This is a genomic window from Chryseobacterium turcicum (assembly GCF_021010565.1).
Taxonomy (GTDB): Bacteria; Bacteroidota; Bacteroidia; order Flavobacteriales; family Weeksellaceae; genus Chryseobacterium; species Chryseobacterium turcicum.
This window is the reverse complement of sequence record NZ_JAJNAY010000001.1, coordinates 1,365,905-1,380,980: the sequence shown is the minus strand read 5'-3', so window position 1 is coordinate 1,380,980 and position 15,076 is coordinate 1,365,905. Positions and strand designations below refer to the sequence as shown.

Annotated in this window: 14 protein-coding genes; 3 read left to right on the top strand and 11 right to left on the bottom strand. The window is 33.3% G+C overall.

Features of this window, described 5'->3' with window-relative positions; translation table 11 throughout:
- Positions 1 to 108: 108 nt before the first annotated feature.
- From LO744_RS06380 to LO744_RS06350, 7 genes are all read right to left on the bottom strand, one after another.
- On the bottom strand, positions 109 to 2,064 hold the full coding sequence (locus LO744_RS06380) for a polysaccharide biosynthesis protein (RefSeq protein WP_230668051.1): 1,956 nt from the start codon (positions 2,062 to 2,064) through the stop codon (positions 109 to 111).
- Positions 2,065 to 2,379: 315 nt separating this feature from the next.
- Positions 2,380 to 2,847 carry a regulatory protein RecX gene (locus LO744_RS06375; RefSeq protein ID WP_230668046.1) on the bottom strand — a complete coding sequence of 156 codons (468 nt, stop codon included), beginning with the start codon at positions 2,845 to 2,847 and terminating at the stop codon, positions 2,380 to 2,382.
- 195 nt (positions 2,848 to 3,042) lie between these two features.
- A complete protein-coding gene (gene glyA, locus LO744_RS06370) occupies positions 3,043 to 4,308 on the bottom strand; it encodes a serine hydroxymethyltransferase (protein ID WP_230668044.1) in 1,266 nt (421 codons plus the stop codon).
- A 110-nt stretch (positions 4,309 to 4,418) separates the two neighbouring features.
- Entirely contained in the window at positions 4,419 to 5,447 is a 1,029-nt protein-coding gene (gene arsB / locus LO744_RS06365; protein WP_230668035.1) for an ACR3 family arsenite efflux transporter, read from the bottom strand.
- Complete coding sequence (locus LO744_RS06360; protein WP_230668032.1) at positions 5,447 to 6,064, bottom strand: low molecular weight phosphatase family protein; 618 nt, start codon at positions 6,062 to 6,064, stop codon at positions 5,447 to 5,449. The genes arsB and LO744_RS06360 overlap by 1 nt, the downstream gene beginning before the upstream one ends.
- Before the next feature lie 81 nt (positions 6,065 to 6,145).
- A complete protein-coding gene (locus tag LO744_RS06355) occupies positions 6,146 to 6,619 on the bottom strand; it encodes a DUF6428 family protein (protein WP_230668030.1) in 474 nt (157 codons plus the stop codon).
- Between the two features lie 72 nt (positions 6,620 to 6,691).
- A complete protein-coding gene (locus LO744_RS06350) occupies positions 6,692 to 7,021 on the bottom strand; it encodes an ArsR/SmtB family transcription factor (RefSeq protein ID WP_230668027.1) in 330 nt (109 codons plus the stop codon).
- A 165-nt stretch (positions 7,022 to 7,186) separates the two neighbouring features.
- On the opposite strand from LO744_RS06350, the gene LO744_RS06345 reads away from it, so the two are divergent.
- Complete coding sequence (locus LO744_RS06345) at positions 7,187 to 7,480, top strand: hypothetical protein (protein WP_230668024.1); 294 nt, start codon at positions 7,187 to 7,189, stop codon at positions 7,478 to 7,480.
- A 349-nt stretch (positions 7,481 to 7,829) separates the two neighbouring features.
- Here LO744_RS06345 and LO744_RS06340 read toward each other — a convergent pair whose 3' ends face one another.
- The 4 genes from LO744_RS06340 to LO744_RS06325 all read right to left on the bottom strand — a co-directional run bounded on the left by LO744_RS06340 (position 7,830) and on the right by LO744_RS06325 (position 12,574).
- The gene (locus tag LO744_RS06340) at positions 7,830 to 9,032 is read right to left on the bottom strand and encodes an efflux RND transporter periplasmic adaptor subunit (protein ID WP_230668021.1); all 1,203 of its coding nucleotides are present in this window, start codon (positions 9,030 to 9,032) and stop codon (positions 7,830 to 7,832) included.
- 88 nt (positions 9,033 to 9,120) lie between these two features.
- Positions 9,121 to 10,389 carry an ABC transporter permease gene (locus LO744_RS06335; protein WP_230668018.1) on the bottom strand — a complete coding sequence of 423 codons (1,269 nt, stop codon included), beginning with the start codon at positions 10,387 to 10,389 and terminating at the stop codon, positions 9,121 to 9,123.
- Positions 10,390 to 10,473: 84 nt separating this feature from the next.
- Positions 10,474 to 11,703 (bottom strand): ABC transporter permease, encoded by a 1,230-nt coding sequence (locus LO744_RS06330; RefSeq protein WP_230668015.1) that lies wholly within the window; start codon positions 11,701 to 11,703, stop codon positions 10,474 to 10,476.
- A 181-nt stretch (positions 11,704 to 11,884) separates the two neighbouring features.
- The gene (locus LO744_RS06325; RefSeq protein ID WP_230668002.1) at positions 11,885 to 12,574 is read right to left on the bottom strand and encodes an ABC transporter ATP-binding protein; all 690 of its coding nucleotides are present in this window, start codon (positions 12,572 to 12,574) and stop codon (positions 11,885 to 11,887) included.
- Between the two features lie 429 nt (positions 12,575 to 13,003).
- Here LO744_RS06325 and LO744_RS06320 point away from each other — a divergent pair, with 429 nt between their 5' ends.
- Together LO744_RS06320 and LO744_RS06315 are read left to right on the top strand one after the other, a co-directional pair.
- Entirely contained in the window at positions 13,004 to 13,978 is a 975-nt protein-coding gene (locus LO744_RS06320; protein WP_230667999.1) for a ribonucleotide-diphosphate reductase subunit beta, read from the top strand.
- 3 nt (positions 13,979 to 13,981) lie between these two features.
- On the top strand, positions 13,982 to 14,647 hold the full coding sequence (locus LO744_RS06315) for a DUF4145 domain-containing protein (RefSeq protein ID WP_230667993.1): 666 nt from the start codon (positions 13,982 to 13,984) through the stop codon (positions 14,645 to 14,647).
- Positions 14,648 to 15,076 lie beyond the last annotated feature (429 nt).

The window sequence follows — 15,076 nt, the reverse complement described above, 5'->3', positions numbered from 1 at the left end:
GTAATTTTTTCACAAAAATAGGATTATTATTTTTCAAACAAAACTTGTTGAGGGTTATATTGAGAATTAGCTGTTAATTATGCTTAACAACAGTTCTTTTTTTTATATTTAATTTGACACATCTGTAAGATTCTTTTTATCGAGCACTTCGAATTCGGAATTGTTGCTAATAAATTCGGGTACAATATCTTTCAGCAGCTTTACCACGTGCAACTTATCTCTTTTTACTGCTGCCTTTATTACCTGTTTACATAAAAATTCAATTTCGTCAAAAGCTATTAAGGGGTCTTTAGAAATCATAATCTTCTGATGGTGAGTAGGAACTGTCGTCGCATTATCACTCAGCAGCTCTTCGTACAATTTTTCGCCCGGTCTTAACCCTATAAATTTAATTTTAATATCTACATCTGGTCTAAAGCCAGATAATTTGATCATTCTTTTGGCTAAATCTAAAATTTTAACAGGTTCTCCCATATCAAAAACATAAATTTCGCCTCCTGCACCCATCGTTCCTGCCTGAAGAACCAATTCGCAAGCCTCAGGAATAGTCATGAAATATCTGATAATATCGGGATGGGTAATGGTAATAGGACCTCCCTTTTCAATTTGTTTTCTAAAATGCGGAATCACCGAACCGTTGGAGCCTAATACATTTCCAAAACGGGTAGTAATGAATTTTGTTGTGTTCCCTTCTAAATTCTGTAAAGACTGTACAAAAAGCTCAGCCGTTCTCTTCGAAGCTCCCATTACATTGGTAGGATTTACTGCTTTGTCTGTAGAAACCATTACAAAACGGTTTACTTTATATTTTTTTGAAAGCAAAGCCACATTTTTCGTCCCCAACACATTTACAAAAATAGCTTCATGTGGATTTTCTTCTATTAAAGGAACATGTTTGTAAGCAGCAGCATGATACACCATTGAAAACTGATAGGTTTCAAATATTTTTTCGAGTCTGTAAGAATTAGAAATATCTGCCAAGACAAATTTGAATTTCTGCTCAGGGTATTTTTCAAGCAATTCGAGTTCCAGTTCGTATAAAGGAGACTCCGCCTGATCAAGCACAACAATGAGTGAAGGCTCAAACTGAGCGACTTGGCGTACAATTTCACTACCTATAGAACCAGCTCCCCCAGTAACTAAAATATTTTTATTAAAATGTCTTTTTGTAACATCTTCATTTTCAATCTTTATCGGCCTACGGTTTAGCAAATCTTCAATTTGAAGTTGACGAATCCCTCCCACCAAGTCAGAATCACGCATTTTACTCAATGTAGGAGCTTTTAAAACTTTCAATCCGTTATCTAATGCCAATGTCATCCATTCTTCAAGCTCTTGCTTTGACATAATTTCTTTGATAATCAAGAGCGCATCAAACTGTTTAGTTAGATTTTTATTTTTAAAAAAATAATCACTATTATAAATTTTATTCCCCAGCAAAACTGCCTTGTTTGAGTCTGATCGTTTGGTAACAAAACCCTCTAAGCGATAAGGGTAATTGGGATTATGAAGTATTGCTCTTGCCAAAGAAACTGAGGCATCACTTACTCCTACTACTGCAACTCTGGTTTTTGAAGAAGCTCCTTTAATATCAATTAAAATATTAAAAAACTGTTTGATGAGCATTCTAAAGAAGAACATCAGTGAAACAGAAATAAAAAAGTAAAGAAATAAAGTTGGATACAAATACAACGACTTCCCTAATAATTTCCCTATGCAAAAATTGATAGCCATTAGGGTTAATAAAGTGCTTCCTGAAGACAAAAGAATCTTAAACAAATCAAAAAAAGTAGAATGTCTTACAATACCTGCATAGGTTCTAAAAACAAACATAAAGAATAAGTTAACCCCGATAAGTAATATTCTTTTTTCTAAACTTTGATTGGGAAAATTGACCTGTACGTGTAGCCAATCTAAGAACGTATACGACAGAAATATTGAAAAAAATACTATAGAAATATCTATAAGAATGACAATCCACCTTGGGATATACCTTAAATCCGTAAGTTTAACTATATTGTCTCCATTATACAGCGCAGTAAAAGCATCAGTAAGCTTTTTCATTCAGCATTTTGATATTTCGGTTATTCGGCAAATATAATGATATTATTTTTATAAAAAAATCAACATAATACTTATTCACTTAGGAACTATTAAAAAAAACAGAAAAATAGCACCAAAAATAAGTGAATTAAATAATTATATTAACAAAGCAATCCCCCATTAAGCATTTTTAAACAAAATCATTTGGAGGACTTAAAACAAGTCTAATAAGTAAGATAGCACGCCTCACTTTCATCTAATTTGGAACCTATTCGTTTTTTAAGTGAAAAAAATAATACAAAACATTATTAATTTAATGATATTTTACAGCTTATGTTAATTTTCTATAACCTGTAAAATAAATTCATATTCAAAGCCTCTGCTTAGAAGATATTTAATTGTTTTTCCTTTTTTCTGATAGTCCTTCAACCCTTTCAATTTGGATTCGTAATTTTCGTAAATCTTATTGATGGTTTTTAAATAATCATCTTCGTCAATTTCATCAAAACAGCTAGAAATTAGTTTTTCGGTAATGCCTTTTTGTTTTAAATGCATCTTAATCTTCGTTCTGCCCCAACTTTTTATATAAAATTTTCCGCGAATATAGCTTCGGGTAAAACGCTCTTCATTGAGATAATTTTCTTTAAGCAGATAAAGAATAATCTCATCCTTCGCTTCAGGAATCAAAACAAACTCTCGCATCTTTTGCTCAACCTCCGCATGACAACGGTCTTGATACACGCAATAGTTAACCAACTTCTGTTTGGTTTCTTCAAATGTGAAAAGTTTCTTATCGGGCTGCATAGTTTAGTTGATGGTTGATGGTTGATGGTTGATAGTTGATAGTTGATAGTTGATAGTTGATAGTTGATAGTTGATAGTTGATAGTTGATAGTGTAAAATTACAATTTGCAAAAAAGAGGCACAAAATATTTGCACCTCTTTTTGTTTTTATATTAAAGAGCCAAAAGCAAACTGCTATCAGCTAAATAGCAATTCTTAATAATTAAATAAAGCCTTTCCTTCCATTAATTGGTTTACTTTCTTTCTAGTGTCTGCAATTACTTCTTCATTTTTGATATTGTCTACTACTTCAGAAATTAATTCTGCAATCGTGTTCATATCATTTTCTTTAAGACCTCTTGTCGTGATTGCTGCAGTTCCTAATCTGATACCCGAAGTCGTGAACGGAGATTTATCATCAAAAGGAACCATATTTTTATTACAAGTAATATCAGCTTTCACCAAAGCTTTTTCAGTTTCTTTTCCGTTTACGCCTTTATTTCTAAGGTCTACCAACATCAAGTGATTATCAGTCCCACCACTTACAATATCAAAACCTAAATCTACCATCGCTTTAGATAAAGCCTGAGCGTTAGATTTAACTTGTTTTGCATACGTTAAGAATTGGTCATCAAGTGCTTCACCGAAAGCAATTGCCTTCCCTGCAATCACATGCTCTAGCGGGCCGCCCTGAATTCCTGGGAAAACAGCTCCGTCAAGAACCTGGCTCATCTGCTTGATTTCACCTTTTGGAGTTTTGTGTCCGTATGTATTTTCAAAATCTTTCCCCATCATAATCATTCCTCCTCTTGGACCTCTTAACGTCTTGTGAGTCGTAGTGGTTACAACATGACAGTGCTCGAATGGAGAATTTAATAATCCTTTTGCTACTAAACCTGCAGGATGCGCAATATCTGCCCAAAGTGTAGCACCGATTTCATCTGCAACCTCTCTGAATTTAGCATAATCTAAATCTCTTGAATACGCCGAGAAACCAGCAATCAACATTTTTGGTCTTTCTCTCAACGCCACTTCTCTCATTTGGTCATAATCAATCAAACCAGTTTCCTGCTGTACTCCGTAAGAAACTACATTATACTGAATTCCTGAAAAATTCACTGCAGAACCGTGAGTAAGGTGACCTCCCATAGAAAGATCCATCCCCATAATTTTGTCTCCAGGTTTCAAAACTGCCAAATAAATCGCAGCGTTAGCCTGAGAACCAGAATGCGGCTGAACATTTACATAATCAACACCAAAAAGCTGCTTTGCTCTTTCGATAGCCAATGTTTCAACCTCATCTACTACTTCACAACCTCCGTAATATCTTTTTCCAGGGTATCCTTCTGCATATTTATTCGTCAATACACTTCCCATTGCTTTCATTACATTTTCAGAAACAAAGTTTTCTGAAGCAATAAGCTCTAATCCGTGGGATTGTCTTTCTCTTTCTTTTTCGATAAGGTCAAAAATAATGTCCATTTATTCTTAGATTTTTAGATTTTGAACCCCAAAAATACGGAATTTAGTGTAGAATTAGGTATTTCTTACAATGATTTTTACACTTAAGTCTTTACTTTTTAAATTTAATTTTAATAGAATTTTTTCTTTAACCACAAACTAGCTCTCACCAGCAAAATCAATACAGGAACTTCTATCAAAGGACCTATAACACCGACAAAAGCTTGTGCAGAATGAATTCCGAAGACAGAAATAGCCACTGCAATTGCCAATTCAAAATTATTTCCTGTAGCCGTAAATGATATTGAAGCATTTTTATCATAAGAAACATTCATCAATTTATTAATGAAAAAACTTACAAAAAACATCAATACAAAATAGATAACAAGAGGAATTGCTACTTTCAAAACATCCATCGGGAGTTCTACCATTTTATCACCCTTTAAAGCAAACATCAAAACAATAGTAAATAATAATGCATACAAGGTAATCGGAGAAATCTTTGGTATAAATTTTCGGTGATACCATTCTACTCCTTTTAATTTCACTAAAAAATAACGAGATAAAAAACCTGCTAAAAAAGGAATTCCCAGATAAACTAAAACACTTTTAGTTACATCTTGCATGGGTATAGAAACGTTAAAGCTTCCCAAACCTAATTTCTGCGGTAAAACATTGATAAATATCCATACAAAAAAGCTGTAAGAGAAAATTTGGAATACACTGTTCAAAGCCACCAAAAGCGCAGCATATTCTCGATTTCCTTTAGCTAAATCATTCCAAACAATTACCATCGCAATACATCTTGCCAAGCCAATCAAGATTAATCCAACCATATAATCTGGTTCATTTTTCAGGAAAACAATTGCGAGAATAAACATTAAAATTGGGCCAATAATCCAATTAAGCAACAATGAAAGTGATAATACTTTTTTATCGTTAAAAGCTATTGGTAATAAAGTGTAATCTACTTTTGCAAGCGGCGGATACATCATCAAAATCAAGCCCATTGCTAGCGGAATACTAGTAGTTCCTACAGATAACGAGTTGGTAATCGTAGAAATATTTGGAAATAAAAATCCTAAACCTACTCCAATTACCATTGCAAAGAAAATCCACAGAGTAAGATAACGGTCAAGAAATTTGAGTTTGGGTTGCATCAAATTATTTTTTTAATTAAAGAAAAAACATATAAACATTCCATCGCAATTTGGTTGCTTCTTTCAATATATTTTTCGTCCTGAAGAATAGAATTATCGTAAGATTTTGGGTCAAAATAAGTAGTCCCAATTCGCAAATCACAACCTGGAATAAACGGACAGTTTTCGTCTGCATCTCCACAAGTCATTATAGCAACAAAATTTTCTTTGGGCAAAGTTTCATCATCAATTGTTTTTGAAAAACAGAGAGTTGATTTATTGTCTCCAAAAATAACATCATACTTAGGATTATTCGTTTCTTCTAATTTTTTTACTTGAAAACCCTCAGTTCTCAATGTATTGATGACATTTTGATTGAAAGCAGTCGCTTCAGTTCCTGCAGAAAAAGTATTAACATTGACACCATAAAAATCGGCAGCCATTTTTGCCCAAATCTGTCCCAAATGACTTCTGCGGGAATTATGCGTGCAAACGTAAACCAAATTGATTTCCTTACCTACATTTAATTTCTCTTGAATATGATTGGCTAATTTTTCCAATAAAACTTTTCTTTCAGCATTAATTTCTTTAAAATTTTTGCTGATGATATCGCAACGTTCTTTAATTTCTTGTTTCATTTTTGAATAATTCGATATTATTAAATGGCTACGAATACACAAATATTAACTTTATTACTCGTGTATTCGTAGCTGAAAAAACTAGCAACATCCACTTCCGGGTTGGCAAGAATTTTCTGAATTTAAAGTTAATTCTGAAAGATTTTTCTTTTCTTTTTCAGAAGGAATTCCGCAAGCATCCTGCGCAAGACAAGCGGTGGTTTTATTCATTAAAACAAAATATTTCCCATTAAATTCTAAATCGTATTTCCCGATGGTTTGTGATTGATACTCTACTTCAATTTCGGAGTCTTCTATTCCTAATTTTTCTTCTGAAAGCTGAATGATGTTTAAAAGCTTTCCAGGTTTTAGGCGATGCTCAAAATCATCAGCATTCCATAACTGAAAATTCACTACTTTTTCTGAACGGATTACTCCGCCACAATCGATAAATTTTTTAGTGATTTGTCCTACTTCTGTTACGTGAAAATGTTCTGGTACAAAAGTTCCGTTTTCTAATTGAAATTCTACATTTTCTAATGAAGGTAAAATTTCTTTAATTTTTGAAAGTTTCATAATATTGATATTAAATTAATTTAAAATCGTAACATTGCTATATTACGATAATTTATAATAAAAAAAATGCTTTTAACAGCATGATTCTGATTGAGGATTTTGAATGAAAAACATTCCTATCTCATCTTGAATTGTTTTCCAGATGGTATCTTCAATACAATAGCAAACAGACTTACCTTCTATCGTTCCTTTGATGATTCCTATATTTTTCAACTCTTTTAAATGTTGCGAAATCGTAGCTTGTGCTAAACCTAACTCTTCTACCAAATCGTTACAGATACACGCATTTTGATTGATAATATGCTGTAGAATTGCAATTCTTGCAGGGTGACCCAAAACTTTAAAAACTGTTGCCAATCTGTTTTGCTTTTCAGTAAAAATTTCTGTTTTTGTAAGTCCCATCTTCTTATTTTAATATTGCAATATTACGATAATAAAGTTACTAGAGAAAATAAATTTTAATTTTTAACTTTAAGATATGTAAAATTGATAAAAAATTAATATCAAAATTTAGTTATAATGAAAATGATATATTTGCATAAATCTTAAAACGAAACCGTCTAAATTATGGCAAAGAAAAAATATAAAAAACAGCTCCTTATTTCTTTAAAATCTCTTGGTAAATCTGAACATTTACTTCTTGAAAGCATGACCAACCTTATGCTTTTGGGTGAATTAAAGAAAAGTAAAATCGAATTTAAAGACGGCGATACATTTAGTTTTAAAGACAATATCTTTGATTACAGTGAAGATAAAAATGTAAGAAAACTAGCTAAACTGCGTAGAAAAATGTTGACGACGATGAATAAAATCGTGGTAAAAAATAAATTTAAAGACAAAGAAATTAAGTTTTTAAGCTAATTTTAAACTCCAATAAGATTTGAAATCTGTAGTAAAAAGCATAAAAAAGTCCCAGAAAATCTGGGACTTTTTTATTTAATATGAAATCGATTATTCTTTTTACGCAAAGATTTACTTAAAATAATTTTGACTTTAGTCCAAAGATTATCGAACAAGTTGATTAAGCGTAAAATATATGCATGAGCTTCATTAAATTAAATCAATTCATTGATTCATCTTTGTTTATTAAAGTAAAATATCAAGAAAAATAAATCTTTGCGTTAAAAAACGATGAATTAGCTTATAAAATCAACAATCTGAAAACAAGATGATTGATATCAAATTCACATTATTTATAATCAAAACGAATTTATTTCTTCGCTTTTTCTTTTAATTCTTCTTTGTCTTTATCTGAAGGATTCCAAACTTTTATATCGGAGTTTTGATCAATACCAGAACCCGGTAAAATCTGTACATTAATTCCGTCGCTCGCACCCAATTTTGCATACACTTTTTTGAATTTTCCGTCTTTTTGTTTTACTTCAACAAAAGAAACGTCTTTTCCGTTTTTCTTTTCGTACTGAACCAAAGATTCATCCAAAAGCAATGCATTTTTTTCTGATTTTAAAACGATTTCTCCGTTGGCAGAAAATCCGGCTCTAATGTATTCGTTATTCGGGTTTTTCACGTCACCTTCTACCGGGAATTTTATCGTTCCGTTTTGATCTTTTCCTTTAGGAGCAATCATCGTAAGCGTTCCCGGAAATGATTTATTCTGAAGAGCTCCAATCACGATTTTCATATCCATTCCCTGCTTTAGTTTTCCGGCTTGAGCTTCATCAATTTCACCTTGAAAAATCAATGAATTTAAATCTGCAATCGAACAAATTGTAGTTCCTGCGTTGAAAGAGTTCGCTTCAATTACCTGACTTCCTACTTTTACAGGAACTTCAAGAACGGTACCTGCAGCTTTAGAACGAATTTGAGTGGTCGCCAAACCTTGCAATTCCGGAATAGCCCCCGTCTTTACAATCTGTAAAGACTTTTGAGCAGTTACCAATTGTTGATTGGCATTTTTCAGCGTTTGTTGTTGGGTATATAACTGCTGTTGAGCCGTCAGATATTCTTGTTTTGAAATTACTCCTTGCTTGAATAATTTTTCAGACATCGCAAACTGAGTCTGCATATTAGAAAGATTCATCTTAGCATTATTAATCTGAAGCTGTGCATTTTGAACGTTTTGTGTAGCATTGTTTACTTCTGCAATGTTGGGAATAATTCTCACCGTGGCAATTAATTGTCCTGCTTCTACTCTATCTCCTTCATCTACCAAAATTTTATCGATAATTCCGGCAATATTGGGTTTAATTTCAATTTCTTCTTTTGGAACAATTTTTCCGGTAGCCATCACCTTATCTTCCATATTCTGGATTTTCGGTTTTCGGGTAAGGAAAGCCTCCGTTTCTTTTGAATTTGATTTCACCAAATAGCTGATTCCCATAATCAATACTCCTGCGAAAATAATTCCGAGAATGATGTAAATTGCTTTCTTCCAGCTAAATTTCTTTTTCATATATAGTTTATTTTTTAATTAAAAGATTAAAATTTGAACAAACATTTCATTTTCAAATTTTTAAATTAACTTATTTTCAAATTATTAATTATTCACTTCTTAAAGCTTCAATTGGTCTGATTTTAACGGCTCTCTGTGCAGGAATCATCCCAATGATTAATCCTAAGAAAACCATAATTGCCATTGCACTGAAGACATTTCCGAAATTGACTGTTGGGTTATACAAAGGAATATTTTCATTGGATTGTGCCCAAGCATCTAATCCAATCAATAATAGAAGTCCAAACATAAAACCTAAAAGCCCGGACGAAATGGTTATCACAACGCTTTCCAGCAAAATCTGATTTCTTACTTCAGCTGGTTTTGCTCCTAAAGCTCTTCTGATACCAATTTCTTTAGTTCTTTCTGTAACTGTAATTAAAAGAATATTGGAAATGGCTATAACTCCGGCAAGAATAGTAAGAGTTCCCACAATAATCGTTAAAAGCTGCATTCCGTCAAGGAAACCGGTAAGTTTTTTAAATTCTTTTCCAAGGTTAAAACTTCCGAAAGCATTGGTATCATCAGGTGAAACTTTATTTTTAGTTTTTAAAACATTTTTAATCTTTACTTCTACCTCATTCACTTCTGCATCAGGTTTACTCACAACAGAAAAAACATCAATTTTGTCGCCGTTATTAAACAAACTGCTAAAAGAAGAAAGTGGAATGTAAACTGTACGGTCATTTTCCATCGGGCCGCCTCTTTTCACTCTGAAAACACCAATTACATTGAAGAAAATGCCTTTTACATTAATCGATTTCCCCAAAGGGTCTTCTTTCTTTTTGGCATCGAAAAAGTTTTTATAAATCTCTTCTCCAATAACGGCAACATTTTTATTCTGAGAAAGATCGGCATCATTAAGATATCTTCCAAAAATCAGTTTTTTCTCAGAAATTTTGTTTCCAATCGGCGAATCTCCGGTTAAGGTATAGGTTGCATATTTTCCATTTCTAGACATTTGCTCGCCTGCACTACCAAAGTTTCCGCGTGAGTTTTGAGGTGAAATATAGTCTACCTCATGAACTTTTTTCTCTAACAAATCTATATCAGACAGGCGCAAATTCATCTCTCTGCCTTTGGGAAAGCCGTCATAAGGGATGGATGTGTTTTGAGCCCAAAGAAAGATTGTGTTGGTTGCAAATCCCGAGAAAAGCTTATCAAAACCATTTTCAAGACCTTTTGCTGCTCCGAGGAGACTTACATACAAGAACATTCCCCACCCTACGCCAATCATGGTGAGAAAGGTGCGGAGCTTATTATTCCGAAGAGAATAATAGATTTCCTGCCATGTATCTTTTTTAAATAAAATATTCACTTTTTTGAGTTATGAATTATAATTTATAATATTTAATTTGAATTTCGTTTTCAAATTAACAGACTGTCAAATTTTCAAATTAAATTATTCTGTTCGCAACGCTTCGATAGGTCTAATTTTCGATGCTCTTCGTGCGGGAACAAACCCTGCAATTAAGCCCGAAAGTACGAGAGCCACAAACGCCATCACGATTTCCGTAGTTCCTACACTTGGATTTTTAATAAAATATTCCTCTAAACTGTCGCCGATGAGATTTAAAGTTAAAACTCCTATACCAACACCCACCAATCCGGAAACGACCGTGATGACCACACTTTCCTGAACAATCAATCCTACAATACTTCCTGGCTTTGCACCAATCGCTTTTCGTACACCGATTTCTTTAGTTCTTTCCTTCACAATATAGACCATAATGTTGCTAATTCCGATGATTCCGGCTAGAAGCGTACCTGCACCAATAAATCCTACAATAAGAGTAAGTGCAAACATGATGGCAAATGTATCATTCATATTCTGAGCATTGTTCCAGACTCTGACGCCATTTTCGTCATCGGGAGAAACGTTTTTTCGTGATTTTAATTTATCTTTAAGCTCATCTCCATATTTAATTGCCTGCTCGGGAGTAAGTTTTTCGTCATAAGCGATAAATGCAGTGCTTACCGTATCTGAACCCTTTTTCATCTGTTGAAGGGTGGTAATAGGCACAGCAATATGCCTTTCATCCCAATCTCCGCCGTCATCTGAGAAAACACCGATTACTTTAAACATCGTTCCGTTGATATCAATATCTTTTCCGACAGGATTTCCGTTTTTAATTAAATCCCGCTGCACCATTCTTCCGATTACGGCAACGTGCTGCTTGTTATTCAAATCATTGGGAGACAGGTATCTTCCGTCCAACATTTTTCTATTTTCGACAAATATTTCATCCGTGTCACCACCATTAATTTGATAACTTCCACTTTCCTTACCATATTTCACCAAGAGATTAGCAGCATACCTCGGGGTTGTATATTCTACTTTTTCTTTGTCAGCATTGACCAAGAAATCATAATCATCATTATTCATTGTTACTTCACGGTCAGACTGAAGCCCTTTATAGGCAATCGTTGTTTTCCCGGTAGTAATCTGAATAAGATTTTGGGCATCTCTTGCAAAACCTTCGGTAAAGGCATTCTGTAACCCCTTTCCAATTCCGAAAAGAACAATGAATATGAAAAGCCCAAGTGCCACAGTAAACCCTGAAAGCACCGTACGCAAAACATTGCTGCGAATAGAACTGAATATTTCCTGCCAACGGTCTAGATCAAACATAATTTAAATTTAGGAGCCAAGTAAAAAGTTAAAAGAGCCCAATGCAACATACAAAAGCGTTCATTATGGATTTTTTACAGATTACCTGATTTTTTATTATTACTGAAATACAATTTTGTGTTTAAAACTTAAGTTTTTCACTTTCTTAAACTTTACTATTTTGCCTTTTTACTTGGCTCTTTTACAACACAATTTGCTCAATAAACTCGTCACTCTCGATAATACCGTCTCGTAAAATGACATTTCTTTTGGTTTGTGCAGCTACGTCGTTTTCGTGGGTAACTACGATGATTGTTCTTCCTTCATTATTAATATCCTGAAGCAGTTTCATAATATCATGCGTCGTTTTTGAATCTAAAGCTCCGGTTGGTTCATCCGCTAAAACCACTTTAGGATTGGTAATTAAAGCTCTTGCGATGGCAACTCTCTGTTTTTGTCCACCCGAAAGTTCGTTGGGTAAATGATTTGCCCATTGTGCAAGACCTACTTTCTCAAGATATTCCATTGCTCTTTGATTTCGTTCTTTTCTCGGAACGTTTTGATAGTACAAAGGAAGCGCAACATTATCTAAAGCTGTTTTATATCCAATCAAATTAAACGACTGGAAAACGAATCCTAAAAATTGAGAGCGGTACTCGGCAGCTTTTATTTCATTAAGATACTCGATGGGAATACCGTCGAGGTTGTAAACGCCGCTGTCTTTCTCGTCCAAAATTCCGATAATATTCAGCAAAGTTGATTTTCCGGATCCTGAACTTCCCATAATAGAGACAAATTCACCGGCTTCAATAGTAAGGTCAATGCCTTTCAAAACGTGAAGTTTACTTTTTCCTGTGTCGTATGATTTATGTAGATCCTGAATTACCAGCATTGAGTTATACTTTTTATTATCTAATAAGTAGTAGTAAGAAAAGATTTGTTACAAATACAGCAATTTATTAAGAAAAAAGAAGTGTTTAGCGCTTAAACACCTAATAATAAACAACTTAAAACAACTCGTTTAAATCTATATTTCATGTAAGGGTCATTTAAAAATCATAAAGCACTATAAACCAGCAGTAGAGGACGTTTCGGGTAATTGTGGAAAACTTTTCAGGTTAAAAGCCAGCCAATTACTCTTTACCCCTTTCAAAATCAGTCTTCATTTTCTAACTTTGTAGAGAAATTTTGGAGAAGCTAATTTTTGATTAACCATAAAAAAATCAGTTTATTAACTTTCAAAAAATCAAATACTTATCATTTTGGTGATAGTATTTTCAGAATTTGATTTTTTTACAAAAAAAGACATAAAATTTATAATATGGGAATTTTCGATAAAAGAGTAAGCTACAAGCCGTTTGAGTATCCTGAAGTTCTTCAGTTTACAGAAGCCATCAATAAATCGTTCTGGGTACACTCAGAAGTAGATTTCACAGCAGACGTTCAAGATTTTCAGTCGCAGCTTGAGCCGCACGAAAAAAATGCTGTAAAAAATGCGCTTTTGGCGATTGCTCAAATCGAAGTTTCGGTAAAATCATTTTGGGGAAATCTTTACAACCACCTTCCAAAGCCGGAACTGAATGGTTTAGGTTCTACATTTGCAGAATGTGAATTCCGTCATTCGGAGGCGTATTCTCGTTTGCTTGAAGTTTTGGGTTACAATGAAGAGTTTGCTCACGTTGTAGAAGTTCCTGCGTTGAAGAAAAGAATTGATTTCTTATCTAATGTTTTGAAGCACGCCAATTCGGCAACTCCGAAAGAGTATGTTTCTTCTTTACTTTTATTCAGTATTTTGATTGAGAATGTGTCTTTATTTTCTCAATTTGCGATTATTCTTTCGTTTACAAGATTTAAAGGGTACATGAAAAATGTTTCCAATATTATCGCTTGGACATCTATTGATGAGCAGATTCACGCTAACGGTGGGATTTACTTAATCAATAAAATTCGTGAAGAGCAGCCGGATCTTTTAACTGATTCTGACATCGAAGACATTTACACTTTGGTAGACCAATCTATTGAAGTGGAAGGAGAAATTTTGGATTGGATCTTTGAAATGGGTGAACTTGATAAATTCTCAAAACTAGATTTAATCAACTTTATGAAATACCGTGTTGACGAAAGTTTAGTTAAAATCAATATGGAAAAACGTTACAATACCACTGCTGAACAATACAGCCCTATGAAATGGTTTGAAGAAGAAGTTTTCGCTAATTCTATGGATGATTTCTTTGCAAAAAGACCTGTGGATTATACGAAGCATGATAAGAGTATTACGGCTAATGATTTGTTTTAAATTATGACTAGTTTTTGTGCTTTTAATGATTCAACACATCATGGAACATTCCATTTGGTAGATCATCCTGAAAATTGTCCAGAATGCCACCAAAAAATAATTCCAATAATTAGCAGTAAAAGACTTTCAAGGAAAGGAGATAAAACTTTCGTTTTTTTAAGCTGTCCGAATCCTAAATGTGAAATATCATTTGCTGCAGAATACTTGAAGCAACATGATCATTATTTACATTATTTTAGCAAGATAATTAAAGGAAATGTTATTCAGGAAAAATTTTCCGAACAAATTGAAAACCTATCTCCATATTTTATAAAAATTTATAATGAAGCTTATTTTGCAGAACAAAATAATTTATTAGAAATATGTGGTGTTGGTTATAGAAAAGCATTAGAATTTTTAATTAAAGACTATATAATTACTAAAAATCCTCACAAAGAAGATCTTATCAAGAAACTCCTTTTAGGAAAATGTATAAACGAATTTGTTGAAGATTTAAGACTAAAAGAAACAGCAAAAAGAGCTGTTTGGCTGGGAAACGATCACACTCATTATGTAAAAAAATGGGCAACAAAAGATCTATCCGATTTAAAACTACTTATCAAATTATCTGTTAATTGGGTAGAGTCTGAAATAATGACTGAAACACTAATTAATAGTATGACTGAATAGATAGATTTCTTCGTTCCTCGCAATGACAGAAAGAAATAATTGGCTCAAAAAAACCTAACGGGTTTTGAAAACCCGTTAGGTTTAATTAAAATTCAATAGGAACGGGCTTTAGCCCGTTTTAAAATGAGAAAAAATCCGATTGGCTTTAGCCAAAACTTAAAAAGGATTTTTTTTGCGCAAAAAACCGTGTCAAGGTTTAAAACCTTGACACGGTTGATTCAAAAGCATTAAAAACTTTGTCAAAGATTTTCAACTTTGACAAAGTGAAAAGAAAAACAAAACGTCGTCTTAGCCCTGATTGAAGCGGCATCCTTTTTTGGGATTGCGAAGGAGAAAAAGTTCAACGGATGAATAAACGTTGTTCGCAATTGCAAAAAAGATATAGCGGAAAGCAGGTAGAAAAGTGAGGAGAAAGACAAAATTTTCTGC